The sequence below is a fragment of the Allonocardiopsis opalescens genome (genome assembly GCF_003002095.1).
GTDB classification, from domain to species: domain Bacteria; phylum Actinomycetota; class Actinomycetes; order Streptosporangiales; family Streptosporangiaceae; genus Allonocardiopsis; species Allonocardiopsis opalescens.
In genome coordinates, this window is record NZ_PVZC01000001.1 from 244,296 (window position 1) to 265,071 (window position 20,776).

Here is a 20,776-nt window from a genome sequence, read left to right on the forward strand (position 1 = left end):
CTCCAGCCGCCTGGCCAGTTCGTCGCTGAGCCGGCGCTGGAGGTCGAGCAGCTCCTCGTCGCTGAGCTCGGAGATCTCGTCGGGCACGGACACGGGCGGCGCCGTGCCGGCCTGGCCGCCGTACCGGGTGCCGACGCCCGAGCCATCGGTGTCGGCGAGGCAGCGGCAGCGGATCTCGCTGCCGTCGGCGCGCAGCAGGCAGGTGGCGTCCTCGCCGAGGAGGTCGCCCGGCCGCGCACCGGTACAGCACGTTCTGCCGGTTGCCGGTCGTCGCGGCCGGGCCCGGTGGTGCGGGCTCAGCGGTGTACGGCCGGCCGGAGCGCCGGGAGGGCGGCGAGCAGCCCGGCGGCGGCCCGCGCCAGCCGCTCGGCGGCGGCCGCCAGCGGCGGGCGGCCGCGCAGCAGGCGCAGGTCGGCGCGGGCGTCGGGCTCGCCTCCGCGGGCCGCGCGGCGCAGCCAGCGGCGGGCCGCGGCGGTGTCGCCGCCCTCGGCGAGCAGCGCCGCGAGGCCCGTCATCGCCGGGCAGTGGCCCAGGGCGGCGGCCTCGCGCAGCAGGGGCGCGGCCTCGTCGTCGCGCCCGTCGGCGCGCAGGGCGAGGGCGAGGTTGTACATCGCGTCCGGGTCGCCGGCCTCGGCGGCGCGGCGGTGCCAGGGCTCGGCCTCGGCCGGGCGGCCCAGCTCGGTCAGCAGCGCGCCGAGGCTGAACGCGGCGTCGGCGTCGCCGCCTTCGGCGGCCCGCCGCCACCAGCGCTCGGCCTGGGCGGTGCGGCCGTCGGCGTAGAGCAGCCCGCCGAGCGGGAAGGCGGCGCCGGCCGCGCCCGCCTCGGCGGCGCAGCGGTACCAGTACTCGGCCTCGGGGGTGCGGCCGGCCCCCGCGAGCGCTTCGGCCAGGTCGAGCATCGCCCGCGCGTCGCCGGCCCGCGCGGCCGGGAACCGGTGGGCGGCCAGCCGGGCGCAGCCGTGTTCGGCGAGTCGCCGCAGGATGTCGCTCACCGTCCCAGTATGGCCGCGCTTCGGCGTCCGGTGCGGGAGGAATCGGCGGCTCGGATCCTTCTCACAGGTCGGGGCGGGACCCGCGCGGCGCCGCCCGCCGTCCGCGCCGGACCGACAAGATCAGTTTCATGATCACGCACCGTGTACGTGTGGTCACAAACATACCCAAGGTCTGTTACGCTGCGTAGCGAAACGATTACAGAGCGCGGACCGGGACAGGTGGGGGTAGCACATGGCCGACGAGAGGGCGGGGCTTGCGGACTCGGTCGTGGTGTTTCCCGGCCAGGGCTCGCAGGCCCCGGGCATGGGACGGCCGTGGCGCGGCCATCCCGCCTGGGCGATCGTGGACCGCGCCGAACGGGTTCTCGGGCGGCCGCTGGCACCCTACCTCCTCGACCCGGCCGAGACCCCCGCCAACACCGCCGACATCCAGCTGACGGTGTTCCTCACCGGCATGATGGCCTGGACGGCGCTCACCGAGCGCCTCGGCCAGCCCAAGCTGCTGGCCGGGCACTCCCTGGGCCAGCTGACGGCGCTCACCGCGGCCGGGGTCATCGCCCCGGACGACGCGATCCGGCTGATCGCACTGCGCGGAGCGCTCACCGACGACGCCTGCCGCCGGGTGGCCGGCGGCATGCTCGCCGTGCTCGGCCTGGACGCCGCCGCCGTGGACGAGTGCTGCGCCCTGGCGTCGGGCCGCTGCTGGGTGGCCAATGACAACGCCCCCGGGCAGCAGGTGCTGGCCGGCACCCCGGCCGGCCTGGCGGCGGCCGGCCGGGCCGCCGTCGAGCGCGGCGCCAGGAAGCTGGTCCCGCTCGCGGTACCCGGCGCCTTCCACAGCCCGCTGATGGCGACGGCCGCCCGCGCCTTCGCCGAGGGGCTGCGCGGCATCACCTTCCACCCGCCGCGCCGCCCGCTGGTCTCCAACGCCGACGCGGCGCTGGTGACCGGCACGCATCCGTGGCGGGCCGAGCTGGCCGCACACCTGGTCCGGCCGGTCCGCTGGCGGGAGTCGCAGCTCCGCTTCACCGAGCTGGGCGCGCGCTCCCTCGTCGAGGTGGGCCACGGAACCACCCTCGCCGGCATCGCCCGGCGCACCGTGCCCGAGCTGCGCCCCCGCGGCGTGGACGGGCCGATGGCGGTGGACGTGCTCGCCACCCTGCTGTCCCGGGCGGCCGAGGCGCCGCCGGCCGCGCTCGCGGTGCGCTGAGGCGCTCCGCCGCCCCGGCGGCAGCACCCCCGCGGGACGCCCGTCCCGCGCCGTTCACCGATCGACCTCCGCGGCGCGCGCCGCGGAGGCCGCGACCACGACACACGAGAACAAGGACGAAAGCACATGAAGCACAAGGCAGCCGTCACCCAGCAGGAGTCCACCGCGACCGAGGCGGAGCGGGAGGCGACCTTCGGCATCCTGCGCGAGATATGCGTCTCGATCCTCACCGTGCGGCCCGAGGAGGTCACGCCCGAGGTCTCGCTCCGCGACGGCCTGGGCGCCGACAGCCTGGACTTCGCCGAGCTGAGCATGGCGCTGGAGGACCACGGCGTGGTCCTGTCCGAGGAGGACGTACGCAGTGTGGACACCGTGGCCGACCTGATGGACATCGTCCTGCGCGCGCCTGGCCGGAAGGTATCGGCATGACCTCCGACCGCCATCGCGTCGCGGTCACCGGGGTCGGCCTCATCACCCCGGTCGGCCGCGGCGCCAAGGAGTTCTGGCACGCGCTGTGTACCGCGGCCCCGAGCGTGGGGCCGATCGCCGGCTTCGACCCCTCGTGGCTGCCGGTGCGCTTCGCGGCGCAGGTCGGCGGCTTCGACGCCGTCGAGCACTTCACCGCCAGGGAGGCCAAGCGGCTGGACCGGGCCACCCGCCTCGGCGCCGCCGCTGCCGCGGCGGCGCTGGCCGACGCCGGCCCGATCGACGCGGCGCCGGAGCGGTGGGGGGTGGTGGCCGGCACCGGGCACGGCGGCGTCTCCTCCTTCGAGGAGGCATTCGAGGCCGCCCCCGGCCCCGACGGCGGGGTACGCCCCCGCCCCGGGCCGCTGCACGTGCCGATGGTGATGGCCAACGCCACCGCCGCGGTCGTCAGCATGCGGCACCGGGTCCGCGGGCCCAGCCTGGCGATCTCCACCGCCTGCGCCTCGGGCGCGCACGCCCTCGGCGAGGGCGCGCGGCTGATCCGCGAGGGCGCGGCGGACGTGGTGCTGGCCGGGGGCACCGAGGCGGCGATCACCCCGGTCACCGTCGCCGCCTTCTGCCGCCTCGGCGCGCTCTCAGAGCGCGGCGACGACCCCGTCCGGGCCTCCCGCCCCTTCGACGCCCACCGCGACGGCTTCGTGATGGGCGAGGGCGCCGGCTTCGTGCTGCTGGAGCGGCTCGACCACGCGGTCGAGCGCGGCGCCCGCCGCTACGGCGAAGTGCTCGGCTACGGGCGCAGCAGCGACGGCTACCACCTCACCGCGCCGGACCCGTCCGGGGCGGGGGCGCGCGTCTGCGTGGAGCAGGCGCTCGCCGACGCGGGCCTGGACGCCGCCGACATCGCGCACGTCAACGCGCACGCCACCAGCACCCGGCGCGGAGACCTGGCCGAGGCCCGGGTACTCGGCGAGGTCTTCGGGCCCGGGCGCGTCCCGGTGACGGCCCCCAAGGGCGTCACCGGGCACCTGCTGGGCGCCAGCGGCGCGGTGGAGGCGGTGGCGGCGCTGCTCAGCCTGCGCGACGGGATCGCCCCGCCGATCGCCAACCTGGACCGGCCCGACCCCGCCGTCGAACTCGACCTGGTGCGCGGGGCGCCGCGGCCGATCCGCGGCGGCCCGGTGCTGTCGAACTCCTTCGGCTTCGGCGGGCACAACGCCGCGCTCGTCTTCGGGGCGGTGCGGGCATGACCGCGACCGCCGCGGAGCGCGGCTCCGCTCCCGCCGCCACGGACGCACGCGGCCGGCACCGGGTGGTGGTCACCGGCCTGGGCGTGCAGACCCCGGCAGGCTGCGACCTGGACACCTTCGCCGAGACGGCCTGGTCGGGGCGCTCGGTGGCCCGGACGGTGACCCGCTTCGACCCCGCGCGGCTGAGCAGCCGGATCGCCTGCGAGCTGCCCGGCTTCGACCCCATCCGCTACGTCGGCGCCAAGGCGGCCCGCCGGATGGACCGCTTCGCGCAGTACGCCGTCGCCGCCGCCCTGGACGCGCTGGGCGACGCGGGCGAGGTGCCCGGCAGCGCCGACCGGTGCGCGGTGGTGTGCGGGGTGGGCATGGGCGGCCACCAGACCTTCTACGAGCAGTCGGTGCTGTCCGCGAGCCCCGAGGGGATGGGGAAGGTCAGCCCGCTGCTGGTGCCGATGATCATCCCCAACTCCGCCAGCGCGCTGATCGCGATGGAGCTGGGCTGGAACGGCCCCGCGCTCGCGGTGGCCGCGGCCTGCGCCTCCGGCACCACCGCCGTCGGCGAGGCGGCCCGGCTCATCCGCTGCGGCGAGGCCGACACCGTGCTGGCCGGCGGCTGCGACAACGGGGTGACCCTGCTGAGCATGGCCGCGTTCTGCAAGCTCGGCGCGCTGAGCCGCCGCAATGAGGAGCCGTCCACCGCCTCACGGCCCTTCGACCGGACCAGGGACGGCTACGTGATGGGCGAGGGCGCCGCCTTCCTGGTGCTGGAGCGGCTGGACCTGGCCCTGGCCCGCGGCGCCCGCGTCTACGGCGAGGTGCTGGGCTACGCGCACAACAACGACGCCCACCACATCACCGCGCCGCTGCCCGACGGCAGCCGCGCCGCGCAGTGCATGCGGCGCGCCATGGCCGACGCCGGGATGACCCCCGCCGACGTCGGAAGTGTGAACGCGCACGGCACCTCCACCCCCGCCAACGACGCCATGGAGGCGCGCGCCCTGCACCTGGTGTTCGGCGAGCGCACCCCGCCGGTGACCGCGCCCAAGAGCGTGTTCGGCCACCTGATGGGCGGCGCCGGCGCCGCCGAGGCCGTGGTCGCCGCGCTCACCGTGGCCCGCGGGAGCGTGCCGCCCAGCGCCAACTTCTCCGAGGGCGACCCGGGCACCTCCCTGGACGTGGTGGTGGAGCGGCCGCGTCAGCTCGGCGCCCGGCCGGTGCTGTCGAACTCCTTCGGGCTGGGCGGGCACAACGCCTGCCTGGTGCTCGGCCCGGTGGCCGGCGCCGGCGCGGCGGGCCTGTCGTCGTGCTGACAGCGCGGCCGCGGCACCAGCCGCAGCGAGGTGAGCAGCCCGCCGACCAGTCGGCGGGCGTCGTCGGTGGCCCGGTCGGGGTCGGGGCTGTCGACGATGGCCAGCGACAGCTCTTGGAGCGCTCCCACCAGAGTGCTCACGGTCAGGTCAGGGTCGACCGGCGCGGGCTCGCCGGGCGCGCGGCGGACCGCGCCGCGCAGCAGGTGGGCGGCGTACCCGGCCAGCCGCTCGCGCACCAGCACCCGCCAGCGCTGCCAGCCGAGCGCGGTCACCCCCTCCTGGAGCGCCAGCCGGCTGAACACCGGGTCGGCAGAGGCGACCAGGTAGGACTCCAGCCACACCTCCAGCCGCACCTCCGCGCCGCCGCCGGCGCGGCTCTCCACCTGCTCGGTGAAGTTGCGGAAGGTGCGCGCCAGCACGGCCTCGAAGACCGTCCGCTTGTTCGCGAAATGGTGGTAGATGGCACCTTTCGAAATGCGGGCGGCGGTCGCGATCTCGCTCAATGAGGTGTGGGCGTAGCCGCGTTCGGAAAACAATCGCAACGCGGCCGTGATGATGGCGTTTCGGGTGCTTTCACGGTACTCCTCACGGCGGCTTCTCACAGGTGCGGCCGCTGGTCCGGCCTGTGCGTCGCGGCCCTCAAAGTCGAAACGATGAATTTTGAATCTCCATTGGCAGTTCGGCCGGCCGTCGGAGACCTGCCGTCGGGTTGTCGGGTTGTCGGGTTCGTAGCTTAGGTCGAAAGTCGGAATCCGACTCCGAGTCTGCCGAAATATGTGTCAAAGAACCACGGTCCTTTTGAAAGGAGCCCGAACCCATGGTCCTGGGCATGATGCCGCCGACCCTCGGCGGCCCTCGGCCGGCCGGCCCGTACGGGTCCGCCACCGAACCCGTCGAACTGCGCAACCGCGCCGGAGCGGTGATCCGCGGCGCGGTGCACCGGCCGCTCGCGGCCGGCCCGCCGGAACTGGTCGTCCTGGCCGTGGCCGGCCTCGGCGAGCCGATGCGCCGCACCCTCAGCCCGGCGCTGTACCTGCTGGCCGCCGGGTACACGGTGGTGCGCTTCGACCCGACGAACTCCGTCGGCCGCAGTGAGGGGCCGATGCTCGACTTCACCCCCGCGCGGCTGGCCGACGACATCGTGGACGTCGGCCGCTGGGCGGCCGAGCGCTGGGCGCCGTGCGAGGTGGCGGTGTACGGGTGCAGCGTCTCGGCGCGGGCCTCGCTGCGCGCCGCCGCGCAGGCGCCCGGCCTGTTCGCCGCGGTCGGCACCCTGTGCTGCGTGGTGGACCTGCGCGCCACCCTGCACGCCATCCACGGCACCGACCTGGTCGGCCGCTACTGCGCGCCGGACGCGCCCGAGGTGCGCGGCACCGTCTCGCTGCTCGGCCATGAGGTGCGGGCCGGCGGTGTGCGCACCCTGCTGCACGGCGACTGGGTCACCCTGGAGTCGGCCCGCCGCGACCTGGCCGCCGCCGCGGGCACCCGCTTCGTCAACGTGCACGGCGGGCGCGACCCCTATGTGCGCACCGGCGACGCGCGCAGCGCCTTCGCGCTGCCCAACGCCGACCTGCGGGTGGTGCCCGACGCCGGCCACCACTTCGCCGGCCGGCACCGTGACGCGGCGCTCGGCATGCTGGTCGAGGGCTACCGCGCCGCCTTCGGCCAGCCGTGGCGGCCCGCGGCCCGCACCGGATCCGACCGGTGCGGCCTGGAGGCGCTGAAGGCGGCCGAGGCGGAACTGGACCACTGGTGGCGGACCGTGCCCGACGAGACCGGAGGGCGGTGACCGTGCCCTTCGACTTCACCGGCGCGGTGGTCTGCGTCACCGGCGGCGGGCGGGGCGTGGGCCGGACCCTGGCCCAGCGCTTCGCCGCGGCCGGGGCGCACGTCGTCGTCAACTACTTCCGCGACCGCGCCGCCGCCGAGGACACCCTCGCCGCGATCACCGAGCGCGGCGGCAGCGCCGAGGCCGTGCGGGCCTCGGTGGCCAGGCGCGAGGGCGTCGACCGCCTCTTCGACCGGGTCGAGGCGGCCCACGGCCGGCTGGACGTGCTGGTGTGCAATGCGGCGTCGGGCGCCTTCCGTCCGCTGGCGGAGCTGTCGGAGAAGGACTGGGCCCGGGCCGTCGACACCAATCTGCGCGGGGCGCTGTGGTGCGCCCGCCGGGCCGCGCCGCTGATGCCCTCGGGAGGGGCGATCGTCACCCTGTCGTCGTCGGGGGCCAGCCGCCCGCTGCGCGACTACGCGGCCATCGGCGTCTCCAAGGCGGCGGTGGAGGCGCTGACCCGCTACCTCGCGCTGGAGTACGGGCCGCGCGGGATCCGGGTGAACGCGGCGTCGGCGGGGCCGCTGGAGAGCGATGCGATCCGGATGTTCCCGCGCGCCGAGGAGCTGGCCGAGGCGGCGGTGGCGAGCACCCCGCTCGGCCGGCTCGGCACCGCCGCCGACCTCGCTGACCTGGTGCTCTTCCTGGCCTCGCCCTCGGCGGGCTGGATCACCGGCCAGACGGTGCTCGCCGACGGGGGGCTCAGCGTGGGCGCGGGGGCGCTGGGAGCCCTTGCGGGCGGCCGTTTTGAGGTCGGTTAGAGGGGCAGGGCGCAAGTGTGCCAATTCCGACCCGAGAGGAGCGGCTTCCATGGGTATCGGAGGCAGCTTGGTGCTCATCGGCGTGGGCGCCGTGCTGGCGTTCGCGACGAACTATGACATATCAGGAATGAATCTGAACATGATCGGCTGGATCGTCATGCTGGTGGGTCTGGCCGGCCTGCTGCTGACCTTCCTGTGGTGGCGGCCCAGGCGCCGCGCGGCCGGACTCGCCGCCGAGTCCGCCGAGCAGCGCATCAGCCGCCGCGAGGGACCGGCGACCGCCTCGGCCCGCGAGGTCGAGGAGACCGTGATCCGCCGCGAGGACCCGCCCCCTCCCTGACGCACGGACCCCGCGCCCCGCCGCCCATCCGGTCCCCTGGCGGCGGGGCGCGGTGCGTCCCGCCGCCGGTGCTCACAGCTCGCAGGCGGCGACGGTGGCGTCGTCGCAGCGCTTGCCGCGCGGATGGCGGGTCCGGTCGGCATCGGCGGCCTCGGCGGCCCGGACCGCCGCCACCAGCGCGGCCGGGCCGGAGCGGGCCACCGCGGCCTGCACGCCCGTCCAGCTCAGCAGGCCCCACTCGTGCAGGCGGCCCGCGCCGTCGGTGAGCAGGGTGGCCCGGCGCAGCGCGCCGGCCGGGAGTGAGCCGGTGACGGCGCGGTCGGCCGCCTCGGGCCTGGCGGCCGCCACCCAGAAGCCGTCCTCGGCATTGCGCAGCCGCAGCAGCTCGCGGCCGCCCTCGGCGCGCGCCCCGGTGTGCTCGGGCGAGCCGGGCGGGTACTGCGCCGCGGCGGCGCGGACCCGCGCCGCGATCCGTTCGAGCCGGTCGTCGGTGACGGCGGCGACCGCGCCGTCGGTGTGTTCGAGCAGCACGACGGAGTCGCACAGCACCAGGTAGTCGACGGTGCCGCCGCGCTCGCGCAGCACGGCGGCGGTGGCCGAGGGGGTGGCCGGGCGGCTGAGGTCGCAGCTGCCGGCGTGCAGTGTGGCCACCTCGGCGATGGCGGCGCGCAGCGCGCCGGCCAGGCTGAGCGCGGGGTCGGACGCCCTGGCCAGCAGCCGCGGGCCGAGCGCGCCGACGTACCAGGCGACGCCGTGCACGCAACCGGTGTCCAGCTCGGGCGGCAGCCCGGCGCCGTCGAGCACCAGCGCCACCTGGTGGCTGGCCGCCGCGAAGTCCTCGTTGGGCCGGGCCGGGTCGCCCGGCTCGCACACCAGACTCACCCGCATGCCGCCCCCGTCCGCCGCGTTCCGTGGTCCGTCCTCCGCCGCCCCATTCTGGCGGGCCGGCGCGGAGTGGCGGCGGCACGGAGGGGGTGGACACGCGAATGCGAGGTGAAATCGGCAGGAGATCTGGCGATCGCTGGCCAAAGGCCCATATTCCCCTTGCATCCGCTGATGGGTATGCTGCCGTCGTGGCGAGCTTCCGGATCAAGGACATCGCGCCGCTGCTCGGCGTCAGCGCCGACACCGTGCGGCGGTGGATCGACTCCGGGCGGCTCCCGGCCGAGCGCGACCCGCAGGGGCACCGCGTGGTCGACGGCGCCGAGCTGGCCGCCTTCATGCGCGGCCGGTCCGACGACGATGACGGGCGGCTGCTGTCCTCGGCCCGCAACCGCTTCCGCGGCCTGGTCACCGACGTCCGCAAGGACACCGTCATGGCCCAGGTCGAGATCCAGGCGGGCCCGCACCGGGTGGTGTCGCTGATGAGCCGCGAGGCCGCCGACGAGCTGGGCCTGGCGGTCGGCGTACTGGCGGTCGCGGTGGTGAAGTCGACCACGGTCGTGGTCGAGCTGGCGGAGGACGGGCGCGCGCCCGAGCGGCGCGGGGAGGCGGTCGACGGTGGGCACGGCTGAGGCGGGGCGCCGGACGCTCGCGGTGGCGGCGGGACTGCTCGCGGCGGCCCTGCTCGGCGCCGCCTGCGCGCCGGTGCAGGAGGGCGCGGGCGGGTCGGCGGCGACCGGCGAGGACACCGCAGCCGTCACCGTCTTCGCCGCCGCCTCGCTGACGGACGTCTTCGAGCGGCTGGGCACCCGCTTCGAGGAGCGGCATCCCGGCACGGAGGTCCGGTTCAACTTCGCCGGCAGCTCCGAGCTGGTGCAGCAGCTCACCGAGGGCGCCCCGGCCGACGTCTTCGCCGCCGCCAGCACCGCCACCATGGACCAGGCGGTCGAGGCGGGCGCCGTCGCGGACGAGCCCGAGGTCTTCGCCCGCAACACGCTGGAGATCGCGGTCCCGGCGGGCAACCCCGGCGGAGTCGGGTCCCTGGCCGACCTCGCCGACCCCGCCCTCCAGGTGGTGCTCTGCGCCGAGCAGGTGCCCTGCGGCGCCGCCACCCGGACCGTGCTGGCCGAGACGGGCGTCGAGATCACCCCCGTGGACTGGGCCGACGACGTGCGCGCCGCCCTCACCCGCGTCCGCCTGGACGAGGCCGACGCCGCGATCGTCTACCGCACCGACGTGCTCTCGGCCGAGGGTGAGGTGGAGGGCGTCCCCTTCGAGGAGGCGTCGACGGCCGTCAACGACTACCCGATCGCCGCCCTCACCGAGGCGCCGGAGCCCGACCTGGCCGCCGCCTTCATCGAACTGGTCCGCTCCGAGACCGGAACCGAGGCACTGGCCGGCGCGGGCTTCCAGGTGCCCTGACCGTGGCACGAGCACAGGCGCGGTCCCGTTCCCGCGCCGCCCGGAAAGGAGACCGCCCTGCCCGCAGCTTCGCCGGCGACTGAGCCGGCCGAGACCCGCGCCGCGCACCGCTCCGGCCGGGCCCGGGTGCCGTGGCCGCTGCTGGTGCCCGCGGTGGTCGGGCTGGCCTTTCTGGTGCTGCCGCTGCTCGGGCTGCTGCTGCGGGCGCCGTGGTCGACGCTCGGTACCCGGCTGGTGCAGGGGGAGGTGCTGGAGGCGCTGCGGCTGTCGCTGGTGAGCGCGACGGCGGCCACCGCGCTGTCCGTTGTCTTCGGGGTGCCGCTGGCCTGGCTGCTGGCGCGGACCGAGTTTCCCGGCCGGGCCGTGGTGCGGGCGCTGGTGACCGTGCCGCTGGTGCTGCCGCCGGTCGTCGGGGGAGTGGCACTGCTGCTGGTGCTGGGGCGGCGCGGGCTGATCGGGGCGCAGCTGGACGCCTGGTTCGGCGTCACCATTCCGTTCACCTCGGTGGCGGTGGTGCTCGCCCAGGTGTTCGTGGCGATGCCGTTCCTGGTGATCAGCGTTGAGGGCGCGCTGCGCGGCGCCGACCGGCGCTACGAGGAGGCGGCGGCCACGCTCGGCGCCGGGCGGGTCACGGTCTTCCGGCGGGTGACGCTGCCGATGGTGCTGCCCGGGGTGGTGGCCGGTGCTGTGCTGTGCTGGGCGCGGGCGCTGGGGGAGTTCGGGGCCACCATCACCTTCGCCGGGAACTTCCCCGGCACCACCCGCACCATGCCGCTCGCCGTCTACCTGGCGATGGAGAGCGACCCGCAGGCCGCGATCGTGCTCAGCGTGGTGCTGCTCGCGGTCTCGGTGGCGGTGCTGGCGGGGCTGCGCGAGCGCTGGGTGGGGGCGGTGTGAGGCCGCCCGCGCTGGACGCCCGCCTGGTGGTGCGGCGCGGCGCCTTCGCCCTCGACATCGCCGTGACGGCGGCGCCCGGCGAGGTGGTGGCGCTGCTCGGCCCCAACGGCGCGGGCAAGACCACCGCGCTGCGCGCGCTGGCCGGACTCGAACCGCTGGCCGACGGCGGCCGGCTGCTGGTGGACGGCGCCGACCTGTCCCGGCACGCCGTCGAACGGCGCCCGATCGGGGTGGTCTTCCAGGACTACCTGCTCTTCGCGCACCTCAGCGCACTGGACAACGTCGCCTTCGGGCCGCGCTGCCGGGGCGTGTCCAAACACGCGGCGCGCCGGGAGGCGGCCGGCTGGCTGGAGCGCGTCGGCCTGGCCGAGCTCGCCGAGGCGCGCCCCCGGCGGCTGTCGGGCGGCCAGGCGCAGCGGGTGGCGCTGGCCCGCGCGCTGGCGGCCCGGCCCCGGCTGCTGCTGCTGGACGAGCCGCTGGCCGCGCTGGACGCGCACACCCGGCTGACCGTCCGCGCCGAGCTGCGCCGCCACCTCGCCGCCTTCGACGGCGCCGCCGTGCTCGTCACCCACGACCCGCTGGACGCGATGGTGCTGGCCGACCGCCTGGTGGTGGTCGAGGACGGCGCGGTGGTGCAGGAGGGCGCCCCGGCCGAGGTGGCGCGCCGGCCCCGCACCGACTACGTGGCCCGGCTGGTCGGCCTGAACCTCTACCGGGGCACGGCCGCCGGCGGCACCGTGCGGGTCGGCGGAGCCGGGGGCGTCGCCCTCGCCGCCGCGGGGGAGGAGCCGGTGACCGGCGAGGTCTTCGTCGCCTTCTCGCCCGGCGCGGTCGCGCTGTTCCGCTCCCGCCCCGACGGCAGCCCGCGCAATGTCTGGCCCGCGGTGGTCAGCGGCTTCGAGCGCCACGGCGACCTGGTCCGGGTGCACCTGGACGGCGCGCTGCCCGCCATGGCCGACATCACCGCCCCGGCCCTGGCCGATCTGGACCTGGAGCCCGGGCGGCGGCTGTGGGCGAGCGTGAAGGCGGCCGAGACCCGCGCCTACCCGGCCTGAGCCGGGTAGGCGCGGCCCCGGACCCGGCCTTGCCGGCGAGGTCAAGGGGGGCGTCCGCGCGCCCCCGCCGAGCGCTTCGGCCTTCCCCGCGCACAAGCCCTTTAAGATACGTTTGCGTAGCTACGCTTCCGTGTCTATGCTGTGCGGGCGCCGTGCCGCCGGACCCCGTCCGGCCGCGGACCGCTCCCCAGCACCGCCGACGAGAGGACCAGCCATGCCCGACGCCGAGCAGGCCACCGGCACCGAGGGCGCCCCGACCGGGGTCCCGATCACCGCGGAATGGGACCGGCCCCAGTCCGTCTCGCGCACCGAGACCACCACGCACGTGTGGACCGCGCCGCAGCTGCGGCGCGGCACCCCCACCCACGAGCGGGCCTGGGCCGCGGTGCGCGAGCTGAAGGCCGACCACGCCCGGTTCCTGTCCTGGTACTCGCACCCCCTGCTGTCGGTGCCCGCGCTCGAACCGCCCGCCGACGGCAGGACCTCGTGGGACTTCACCGCCCTGGACCCCTTCATGGACGACTTCCTGGCCGCCGCCGAGGGGCGCCCGGTGGTCGCCAACCTCGCCACCATCCCCACCTGGATGTTCGAGACGCCGGAACCGGTCCCCTACGGCACGGACCCCGAGGAGATCCAGTGGGGCTACCAGCAGGGCACCGAGTTCCGCGACCCCTCCCTGAAGGAGGTCGCCGACTACTTCGAGCGCTTCGCCCGCTGGTACATCGCCGGCGGCTTCCACGACGAGTACGGCACCTGGCACGAGTCCGGCCGCAGGCACCGCTTCGCCTACTGGGAGGTGCTGTGCGAGCCCGAGATCGGGCACCGGCTGACGCCCGAGACCTACACCAGGCTCTACGACGAGGTGGTCAAGCGGCTGCGCCCGCTCGACCCCGACATGCGCTTCATCGGCCTGTCGCTGTCGATGGCCGAGCACGAGCCGGAGTTCTTCTGGCACTTCCTCGACCCCGCCAAGCACGAGGACGGGGTGCCGCTGGACGCGATCTCCTACCACCTCTACACCTGCACCGACATCATCAACCCGGTCGGCCCTGAGGGCAACGCGCCCTTCGACCACTGGCCCGGCGTCTTCTTCGCCCAGGCCGACGGCTACGTCAACGAGGTGCGGCACATCGAGGCCGTCAAGCGGCGGCTCTCCCCGCGGACCGAGACACACGTCAACGAGATCGGCACCTTCAACACCGACCTGATGAACCCCGACCCGCAGGTCCCGGACGAGTACTGGGCCCTCAGCGGGGCGGTCGCCGCCTACCTGTGGTCCCACCTCACCGAGATCGGCGTCCACCTGGTGGGCATCGCGGAGTTCATGGGCTCTCCCGGCGAGATCCCCGGCGTGAGCCTGGTGGACTGGGAGACCGGCGCCCCCAACGCCCGCTACTGGGCGGCGAAGCTGCTCATCGACCACTTCGGCCGCGGCGACACCCTGGTGCCCACCACGGCCGGATCCCCGGAGCTGCCCGACTTCCGGCTGCACGCCCGCGGCTTCGTCGCCCCGGACGGGCGCCGCTCCCTGCTGCTGGTGAACAAGTCGCCGCAGCCGGTCCCGGTGCGGCTCGCCGACGCCGGCTGGGCGGGGCAGGCGCACATGGTCGACACCACCACCGGGGCCGAGCCGGCCAGGACGGTGCCGGTGGGCGCGGACGGCTCGCTGGAACTGGGGCCCTTCGCGACGGCCGTCGTCACGTCCGCCTGACCGCGGGCGGCGGGCCGGCTGGAAGGACGGCCGGTCCGTCCCGCGGCCCCGGCCGCCGGAGGCGCCCTAGACCCGGCTCTCGGCCAGCTGCCGCAGCCGGGGCAGCGTCGCCTCGATGCCCTGCGCGTTGCGCACGGGATAGCCCAGCAGCTGGTACAGGAAGGCGCCGAAGCCGGCCGGGGAGTAGTCGAAGGTCTCGATCACACGGGTGCGGCCGCCCGCGATCGGCTCCAGTTCCCAGCGCCAGATGTGCGGGCCGAGGTGCTTCCAGGCGATCAGCCGGCCCTCCTCGAACTCGACCACGGAGTTGGTCATCCGGTACGGGAGACCGAGCCGCATCTCCATCCCGAAGCGGGAGCCGTGTTCGAGCCGGTCGGGGCCGCTGACGAGACCGCGGACGGAGCCGGAGCCGTCGAACTCGGGATGCGCGCGCGGATCGGCGAGGATGTCGAAGACGACCTTGGGTGGCGCGGCCACCACGATGCTGCGGGATACCTTGCGCTTCGCCATGTGCCGACCCTATCCAGGCCCGGCCGGGGCCCCGGCCGCGCCCGGCGCGGCGCCGTCGGCCTCCCGCCGGGCCGCCTCGGCGCGGGCCGCCAGCCGGGCGCGCTGCGGCGCCACCACGTACTTGGGGTCGCGGGCCGACACCCGGCCCGCCTCGAAGACGCCGAAGCGGGTGCACGCCCCCGCCGCCAGCAGCGCCGCCCCGGCCGCCGCCGCGGCCCAGCGCCGCCGCCCGGCCACCGCGAGCAGCCCGGCCGCCCCGGCGGTGAGCACTTCGGCGGTGCGCAGCAGCCGCCCGGGCCGCCCGGTGCGGTACGGCTCGCCGACCAGGCCGAGCCGCCGGGTGACCAGCCGCGTCGCCCCCAGCTCCAGGCCGGCGCCGATCAGGGCCAGCCGCCGCGCCGGAGCGGCCCGCTCGGGCGGGTTGAGCAGCAGCGCGGCCCCGGCCCCGCTGGTCAGCGCGCTGCCCGCGAACACGAAGGGCAGCTCGGCGCGGGCCTCGTGCCAGGCGGGCACGGCGGTGTCGGTGAGCAGCGCCGCCGTGTAGGTGGACATCGCCGGTCCCAGCAGGCCCGCCGCCAGCCCGGCCAGCCGCCCGGCCGGACGCCAGATCCCGGTGGCGTCGGAGGCGGCGGCCGCGCACGACAGCGCGGTGAACGGGCCGAGGATCCAGGTGCCGACCGACAGCGGCGACGTGGGCTTGATCACACGCAGCATGTGCAGGAAGCGCTCAGGGCGGCCCAGGTCGTGGATGAGCAGCCCCACGCTGGCCAGCGCGCCCCCCGCGGCGGCGTAGCGGCCGCGGGCGGCCAGCTCGGGCCGGCCCTCGAGATCGGCGAGGGCGGCCAGCGAGGCCGAGGCGCCCGCCATCCCGCCCAGGAACAGGTAGCCGGGCACGTCGGGCACCAGCCAGGTGGGCTCCTTGAGGATGGGGCGGCCGTAGTAGGAGCGGCTGCCGGACACGTCCGCGGTGTCGCGGTCGCGCGGCTGCGCACCGGTGCGCGCGGTCGGCGGGGCTGTGGTCATGCTTCCTCCGTGCTCGGGGGCCGCCCGGGCGCTCGGCGGCCGTGCGCGGGCCCCCTAACCGGATCGGCGGCTCTCATCCGCCCCGCCGGGCGGACGGGCCGGCCCGAACAGCCGGTCCAGGTGGTAGCGGAGGATCGACGCGGCCGCCTCGGCGCTGCGCTGCCCGACCAGGACGCTGGTGCCCAGCCCGTGGTTGAGGGCCAGCAGCCGGGCCGCCTCGGCGCCGGGCTCCCGGTCGGCGGGCAGCTCCCCGTCATGCTGCGCCCGGGTCAGCACCTCCGCCAGCCGCCGCTCCACCCGCTTGGGCCCGGCCACGAAGGGCTGCGCCGCCAGCTCGGGATCGGTCATCGCCAGCACCGCGTAGGAGGTCCACACCCGGTGGAAGACCCGGGAGCGCTCGTCGGTGGGCAGCGCCTCGGCCAGGAAGGCCTCGACCCGCGCGCGGGCCGGGGCGCCGGCCGGCAGCCCGGCCAGCCGCTCGGCCCAGCGCTCGGCGCTCTCGTGCTCCAGGTGGTCCAGCGCGGCGTGGGTGAGTCCGGCCTTGGTGTCGAAGTAGTACTGCACCAGCCGCAGCGAGACGCGCGCCTCGGCGGCCACCGAGCGCATGGTTACGGCGTGCAGGCCCTCGCGTGCGGCCACCCTCACCAGGGCCTGGACGATCTGGTCCCGCCGCGCCGCGTGGTGGTCCGCGGTATTGCGCACGTCGACCTCCCGCACATCGCCTCTCACCGACGTGCCATTATGGCGCCGTCCCCGGCCGGCCCGGCCCGCCGGCCGTCGGCTCAGCGGCGGCCGAGGAAGGCGGCGGCGACGGCGGCCGCGGCGACCCCGGCGGCCAGGGCGGCGTGCCGCCAGATGTCGGGCAGGTCGCGGGTGGTGACGACCGGGTCGGGCGGCAGGCCGTAGACCTCGGGCTCGTCCAGCAGCAGGAAGAAGGCGCCCGCGCCGCCGACGCCGTCGCCGGGGTCGGCGCCGTACAGCCGCGCCTCGGCGGTGCCCGCCTCGTGCAGCCGCTCCAGCCGCGCGTTCGCCCGCTCGCGCAGCTCCTCCAGCGGCCCGAACTGGATCGAGTCGGTGGGGCAGGCGGTGGCGCAGGCGGGCTCCAGGCCGGAGCCGAGCCGGTCGTAGCACAGGGTGCACTTGAAGGCGCGGCCGTCGTCCTCCCGCTTGCCGATCACCCCGTACGGGCAGGCCGGGATGCAGTAGCCGCAGCCGTTGCAGATGTCCTCCTGCACCACCACGGTGCCGTACTCGGTGCGGAACAGCGCCCCCGTCGGGCAGACGTCCAGGCAGGCGGCGTGCGTGCAGTGCTTGCAGACGTCGCTGGACATCAGCCAGCGCACGCCCTCGGCGGCGCCCCCGTCCGCTCCCGGCGCCGCCTCCGGGGCGCGGTCGCGCTCGGCGGGCGGCGGCTGCGGCATGCCGAGGTCGACGGCCTCGGCCGGGCGGCCGCCGGTCCCGGCCGGCACCCGCTGCTCGACGAAGGCGACGTGCCGCCAGCTGTTGGCGCTCAGCTCGCCGGTGTTGTCGAAGGACGTGCCGAGCAGGTCCGGCGCCTCGTCCCGGGTCGGCGGCACCAGGTTCCACTCCTTGCAGGCCACCTCGCACGCCTTGCAGCCGATGCACACCGAGGTGTCGGTGAAGAAGCCGACCCGCTCGGGCGGGTGCGGGTGCCCGGCGTCGGTGGCCGGGTCGGCCAGCGGCCCGGCCAGGCTCGCCGACAGCCACTCCATCGGGGCCTCCGATGCGCTCTGCTCGGTCCGGTCAGCGGTCACGCTTCCTCCCCCTGCGGTCCGGGCGGGACGGCGCTGGCGGCCGGTGCCCGTTGCCGCGGTGCCCGTCCGGGGCACCGTCCTCGTGCGGCCCGGGCGGTTCCGCGCCGCGTGCGCTCTGCCCCTCGTGGACCCGGTCGGCCGGGCGGGCGCCGCCCTCGCCGCCGGACCGGTATTCGGCGACGAAGTCCAGCAGCGCGGGGCCGCGCGGCCGCCGCCCGGGCCGGATGTCGCAGCTGGCGGCCTTGGCCTCCTGGATGTGCACGTTCGGGTCGAGCACCACGGCGAGCAGGTCGTTGGCCGGGTCGCCGGGCGACAGCCCGCCATGGCCCCAGTGGTAGGGCAGCCCGACCTGGTGCAGGGTGCGGCCGCGCACCTTCAGCGGCCGCATCCGCCGGGTGACCAGCACCCGCGCCTCGATCGCGGTGCGCGCCGTGACGATGGTCGCCCACTCCAGGTGCCGCAGCCCCCGCTCCTCGGCGAGTTCGGGCGAGACCTCGCAGAAGAACTCCGGCTGCAGCTCGTTCAGGTACGGCAGGGTGCGGCTCATCCCGCCGGCCGTGTGGTGCTCGGTCAGCCGGTAGGTGGTGAACACGTACGGGAAGCGGTCCGCGCCCGGGGCGCCGTCGGCCGGGTTCAGCGGGTTCTCCGGATGGCGGTAGGTCTGCAGCACCGGATTGGCCCGCTGCCCGTACAGGGCGTTGCCGCAGGGCGACTCGGTCGGCTCGTAGTGCGTCGGCAGCGGCCCGTCCAGGGTGCCCTCGGGGGCGAACAGCCAGGCGCGGCCGTCGTTCTGCATGATGAACGGCGCGTCGCCGCCCAGCGCCTCCTGCGCCCGCGCGTCCTCGGAGGGACGGTAGTCGGGGTGCTTGTCCACCGAGATGTCCGGCACGTCGCGGCCGGTCCAGCGGCCCCGCTCCTCGTCCCACCACAGGTAGCGCTTTCGCTCGCTCCACGGCCGCCCCTGCGGGTCGGCGGAGGCGCGGTTGTAGAGGATGCGCCGGTTGGCGGGCCAGGCCCAGCCCCAGTCCAGCGCCACCTCGTCCTGCTCGGAGCGCGGCGTGCGGGCGGCGGCGCGGTTGCGCTCGCCCGCGTAGACGCCGCAGTAGATCCAGCAGCCGCACGCGGTGCTGCCGTCGTCGCGCAGCTCGGCGTAGGTGCTCAGCGCGCCGTCGGGGCCCACCCCGTTGATCTCGCGCAGCACGGCGGCGGCGTCGGGCTCGGCGCGCTCGCCGCTGACCGGGTAGTCCCAGGTCAGGTCGAGCAGCGGCCGGTCGCGCGGATCGGTGGAGCCGGCCAGCCGCTCCCGCAGCAGCCGGCCCAGGTGGTAGTAGAACCACAGCTCGCTGCGGGCGTCCCCGGCGGGCTCCACCGCCTTGTGCCGCCACTGGAGCAGCCGCTGGGTGTTGGTGAAGCTGCCGTCCTTCTCGGTGTGCGAGGCGGCCGGGAGCAGGAAGACCTCGGTGCCGATCTCCTCGGGCCGCAGCTCGCCGGTCTCGATCTCGGGCCCGTCCTTCCAGAAGGACGCCGTCTCGATCTCGACCAGGTCGCGGACGACCAGCCAGTCCAGATTGGCCAGGCCCAGCCGCTGCAGCTTGCCGTTGGCCGAGCCCACGGCCGGGTTCTCGCCGACCACGAAGTAGCCCTTGACCTTCCCGGCGATCTGGTCCAGCACGGTGCGGTAGGTGCCGTGGTCGCCGGTGGTCTTCGGCAGGTGGTCGAAGCAGAAGTCGTTGTCCTCGGTCGCCGCCTCGCCCCACCACGCCTTGAGCAGGCTGACGGTGTAGGCGCGCATGTTCCCCCACCAGCCCGCCTTCTGCGAGTCCGGCTCCACGTAGGCGGCGAGGTCGGGGTGGTCGTGCGCGTCGGGCATCGGCAGGTAGCCCGGCAGCAGGTTGTACAGGGTCGGGATGTCGGTGGAGCCCTGGATGCTGGCGTGGCCGCGCAGCGCCATGATGCCGCCGCCGGGCCGGCCGATGTTGCCCAGCAGCGACTGCAGGATCGCGGCGGTGCGGATGTACTGCACGCCCACGGTGTGCTGCGTCCAGCCGACCGCGTAGCAGAACGCGGTGGTGCGCTCCCGGCCGGAGTTGGCGGTGACCGCCTCGGCCACCCGCTCGAACAGCTCCTCGGGCACCCCGCACACCTCCGCCACCAGCTCGGGGGTGTACCGGGCGAAGTGCCGCTTGAGCACCTGGTACACGCAGCGCGGGTGGCGCAGGGTGGGGTCGGTGAGCGGCCGGTCGGCCGTGCTCGCGCCGCCCATGCCGTGCTGCTCAGGGCGGGCGGTCTCCTGCTCGTGGCCGCGGTGGCCCGGGCGGCCGCCCTCCTCACCGCCCGAGCCGCCGCCTTCGGTGGCGTAGGCCCAGGTCTCGGTGGAGTAGGCGCGGCCCTCGGGGTCGAAGCCGGAGAACAGGCCGTCCAGCTCGTCGGTATCGCGGAAGTCCTCGCGCAGGATCATCGGCGCATTGGTGTAGGCGACGACGTACTCCCGGAAGTCCTTCTGATGGGTGAGGACGTAGTTGACCAGCCCGCCGAGGAAGGCGATGTCGGTGCCGGTCCGGATGGGCACGTGCAGGTCGGCCTGTGCGCTGGTGCGGGTGTAGCGCGGGTCGACGTGGACGACGGTCGCGCCGCGCAGCTTCGCCTCCATCACCCACTGGAAGCCGACCGGGTGCGCCTCGGCCATGTTGGAGCCCTGGATGACGATGCAGTCGGCATTGGCGAGGTCCTGCTGGAAGCCGGTGGCGCCGCCCCGGCCGAACGAGGTCCCCAGACCGGGGACGGTGGAGGAGTGTCAAATGCGGGCCTGGTTCTCGATCTGCACCGCGCCCATCGCGGAGTACAGCTTCTTCATCAGGTAGTTCTCTTCGTTGTCCAGGGTCGCGCCGCCGAGGCCCGCGATGCCCATGGTGCGCCGCACCGGGCGCCCCTCGTAGCTGTCCTCCCAGGTGGCGCGGCGGGTCTCCAGCACGCGGTCCGCGATCATCTCCATGGCCCGCTCCAGCGGCAGGTCCTCCCACTCCGTGCCGTAAGGGCGCCGGTACCTCACCCGGGTGAGCCGGTCCGGATTGGTGACCAGCTGCTTGCTGGCCGAGCCCTTCGGGCAGAGCCGGCCGCGCGAGATCGGGCTGTCGGGGTCGCCCTCGATCTGGGTGACGGCGCCGTCCTTGACGTAGACGCGCTGCCCGCAGCCCACCGCGCAGTACGGGCAGACCGAGCGCACCACCGCGTCGGCCTGCTCGGTCCTGGCCGTCAGCCCCTCGGTGCGCCGCGACATCGCCGCGGTGCCCCGCCCCAGCGGGTCGGGCCCGGTTAGTTGCCGGTACACGGGCCAGCCGTCGATCCACTGCTTGATCCCCATGGCGGGCCCAATGCCATAGCCGTGCC

The 20,776-nt window shown here is 75.7% G+C and carries 19 protein-coding genes and 1 pseudogene; 12 read left to right on the forward strand and 8 right to left on the reverse strand.

What is annotated here, in order from left to right; translation table 11 throughout:
* Positions 1 to 296: 296 nt before the first annotated feature.
* A complete protein-coding gene (locus CLV72_RS01025) occupies positions 297 to 992 on the reverse strand; it encodes a tetratricopeptide repeat protein (protein ID WP_106237643.1) in 696 nt (231 codons plus the stop codon).
* Positions 993 to 1,224: 232 nt separating this feature from the next.
* Here CLV72_RS01025 and CLV72_RS01030 point away from each other — a divergent pair, with 232 nt between their 5' ends.
* The 4 genes from CLV72_RS01030 (at position 1,225) to CLV72_RS01045 (ending at position 5,185) form a co-directional block, all read left to right on the forward strand.
* Positions 1,225 to 2,202, forward strand: a complete 978-nt coding sequence (locus CLV72_RS01030) for an ACP S-malonyltransferase (protein WP_106237646.1) — start codon at positions 1,225 to 1,227, stop codon at positions 2,200 to 2,202.
* Positions 2,203 to 2,328: 126 nt separating this feature from the next.
* Positions 2,329 to 2,631 carry an acyl carrier protein gene (locus tag CLV72_RS01035; RefSeq protein WP_106237650.1) on the forward strand — a complete coding sequence of 101 codons (303 nt, stop codon included), beginning with the start codon at positions 2,329 to 2,331 and terminating at the stop codon, positions 2,629 to 2,631.
* Positions 2,628 to 3,875, forward strand: a complete 1,248-nt coding sequence (locus tag CLV72_RS01040; RefSeq protein WP_106237654.1) for a beta-ketoacyl-[acyl-carrier-protein] synthase family protein — start codon at positions 2,628 to 2,630, stop codon at positions 3,873 to 3,875. Before CLV72_RS01035 ends, CLV72_RS01040 begins: the two co-directional genes overlap by 4 nt.
* A complete protein-coding gene (locus CLV72_RS01045; RefSeq protein WP_106237657.1) occupies positions 3,872 to 5,185 on the forward strand; it encodes a beta-ketoacyl-[acyl-carrier-protein] synthase family protein in 1,314 nt (437 codons plus the stop codon). Before CLV72_RS01040 ends, CLV72_RS01045 begins: the two co-directional genes overlap by 4 nt.
* Here CLV72_RS01045 and CLV72_RS01050 read toward each other — a convergent pair.
* A complete protein-coding gene (locus CLV72_RS01050) occupies positions 5,071 to 5,787 on the reverse strand; it encodes a TetR/AcrR family transcriptional regulator (protein ID WP_281262382.1) in 717 nt (238 codons plus the stop codon). The two genes, CLV72_RS01045 and CLV72_RS01050, sit on opposite strands and share 115 nt — an antisense overlap.
* A gap of 215 nt (positions 5,788 to 6,002) precedes the next feature.
* Between CLV72_RS01050 and CLV72_RS31565 the strand changes: the two genes are divergently transcribed.
* The 3 genes from CLV72_RS31565 to CLV72_RS01065 are packed head-to-tail and all read left to right on the forward strand — an operon-like array spanning position 6,003 to position 8,114.
* Positions 6,003 to 6,974, forward strand: a complete 972-nt coding sequence (locus tag CLV72_RS31565) for an alpha/beta hydrolase family protein (protein WP_146159308.1) — start codon at positions 6,003 to 6,005, stop codon at positions 6,972 to 6,974.
* On the forward strand, positions 6,971 to 7,774 hold the full coding sequence (locus CLV72_RS01060) for an SDR family oxidoreductase (protein ID WP_170140835.1): 804 nt from the start codon (positions 6,971 to 6,973) through the stop codon (positions 7,772 to 7,774). Before CLV72_RS31565 ends, CLV72_RS01060 begins: the two co-directional genes overlap by 4 nt.
* A gap of 49 nt (positions 7,775 to 7,823) precedes the next feature.
* The gene (locus tag CLV72_RS01065) at positions 7,824 to 8,114 is read left to right on the forward strand and encodes a DUF6458 family protein (RefSeq protein ID WP_106237671.1); all 291 of its coding nucleotides are present in this window, start codon (positions 7,824 to 7,826) and stop codon (positions 8,112 to 8,114) included.
* Between the two features lie 72 nt (positions 8,115 to 8,186).
* Here CLV72_RS01065 and CLV72_RS01070 read toward each other — a convergent pair whose 3' ends face one another.
* A complete protein-coding gene (locus CLV72_RS01070) occupies positions 8,187 to 9,002 on the reverse strand; it encodes a protein phosphatase 2C domain-containing protein (RefSeq protein ID WP_106237675.1) in 816 nt (271 codons plus the stop codon).
* A 185-nt stretch (positions 9,003 to 9,187) separates the two neighbouring features.
* On the opposite strand from CLV72_RS01070, the gene CLV72_RS01075 reads away from it, so the two are divergent.
* The 5 genes from CLV72_RS01075 to CLV72_RS01095 all read left to right on the forward strand — a co-directional run bounded on the left by CLV72_RS01075 (position 9,188) and on the right by CLV72_RS01095 (position 14,081).
* A complete protein-coding gene (locus tag CLV72_RS01075) occupies positions 9,188 to 9,628 on the forward strand; it encodes a TOBE domain-containing protein (protein WP_106237678.1) in 441 nt (146 codons plus the stop codon).
* Entirely contained in the window at positions 9,615 to 10,418 is an 804-nt protein-coding gene (gene modA, locus CLV72_RS01080; RefSeq protein WP_106237681.1) for a molybdate ABC transporter substrate-binding protein, read from the forward strand. Before CLV72_RS01075 ends, modA begins: the two co-directional genes overlap by 14 nt.
* A 57-nt stretch (positions 10,419 to 10,475) precedes the next feature.
* Positions 10,476 to 11,315: an ABC transporter permease gene (locus tag CLV72_RS01085; protein WP_106237685.1), complete on the forward strand. Its 840-nt coding sequence runs from the start codon at positions 10,476 to 10,478 to the stop codon at positions 11,313 to 11,315.
* Positions 11,312 to 12,370, forward strand: a complete 1,059-nt coding sequence (locus CLV72_RS01090) for an ABC transporter ATP-binding protein (protein ID WP_211302648.1) — start codon at positions 11,312 to 11,314, stop codon at positions 12,368 to 12,370. Before CLV72_RS01085 ends, CLV72_RS01090 begins: the two co-directional genes overlap by 4 nt.
* A 214-nt stretch (positions 12,371 to 12,584) precedes the next feature.
* The gene (locus tag CLV72_RS01095) at positions 12,585 to 14,081 is read left to right on the forward strand and encodes a glycoside hydrolase family protein (protein ID WP_106237687.1); all 1,497 of its coding nucleotides are present in this window, start codon (positions 12,585 to 12,587) and stop codon (positions 14,079 to 14,081) included.
* A 66-nt stretch (positions 14,082 to 14,147) separates the two neighbouring features.
* Here CLV72_RS01095 and CLV72_RS01100 read toward each other — a convergent pair whose 3' ends face one another.
* From CLV72_RS01100 to fdh, 5 genes and pseudogenes are all read right to left on the reverse strand, one after another.
* Positions 14,148 to 14,591: an SRPBCC family protein gene (locus CLV72_RS01100; RefSeq protein ID WP_106237691.1), complete on the reverse strand. Its 444-nt coding sequence runs from the start codon at positions 14,589 to 14,591 to the stop codon at positions 14,148 to 14,150.
* 9 nt (positions 14,592 to 14,600) lie between these two features.
* The gene (nrfD, locus tag CLV72_RS01105; protein ID WP_106237693.1) at positions 14,601 to 15,614 is read right to left on the reverse strand and encodes an NrfD/PsrC family molybdoenzyme membrane anchor subunit; all 1,014 of its coding nucleotides are present in this window, start codon (positions 15,612 to 15,614) and stop codon (positions 14,601 to 14,603) included.
* Positions 15,615 to 15,668: 54 nt separating this feature from the next.
* Complete coding sequence (locus CLV72_RS01110; protein ID WP_106240990.1) at positions 15,669 to 16,316, reverse strand: TetR/AcrR family transcriptional regulator; 648 nt, start codon at positions 16,314 to 16,316, stop codon at positions 15,669 to 15,671.
* Between the two features lie 80 nt (positions 16,317 to 16,396).
* Complete coding sequence (locus tag CLV72_RS01115; RefSeq protein WP_106240994.1) at positions 16,397 to 17,347, reverse strand: 4Fe-4S dicluster domain-containing protein; 951 nt, start codon at positions 17,345 to 17,347, stop codon at positions 16,397 to 16,399.
* A 208-nt stretch (positions 17,348 to 17,555) separates the two neighbouring features.
* Positions 17,556 to 20,750, reverse strand: a pseudogene (gene fdh / locus CLV72_RS01120) (formate dehydrogenase); the annotation flags it as partial.
* Positions 20,751 to 20,776 lie beyond the last annotated feature (26 nt).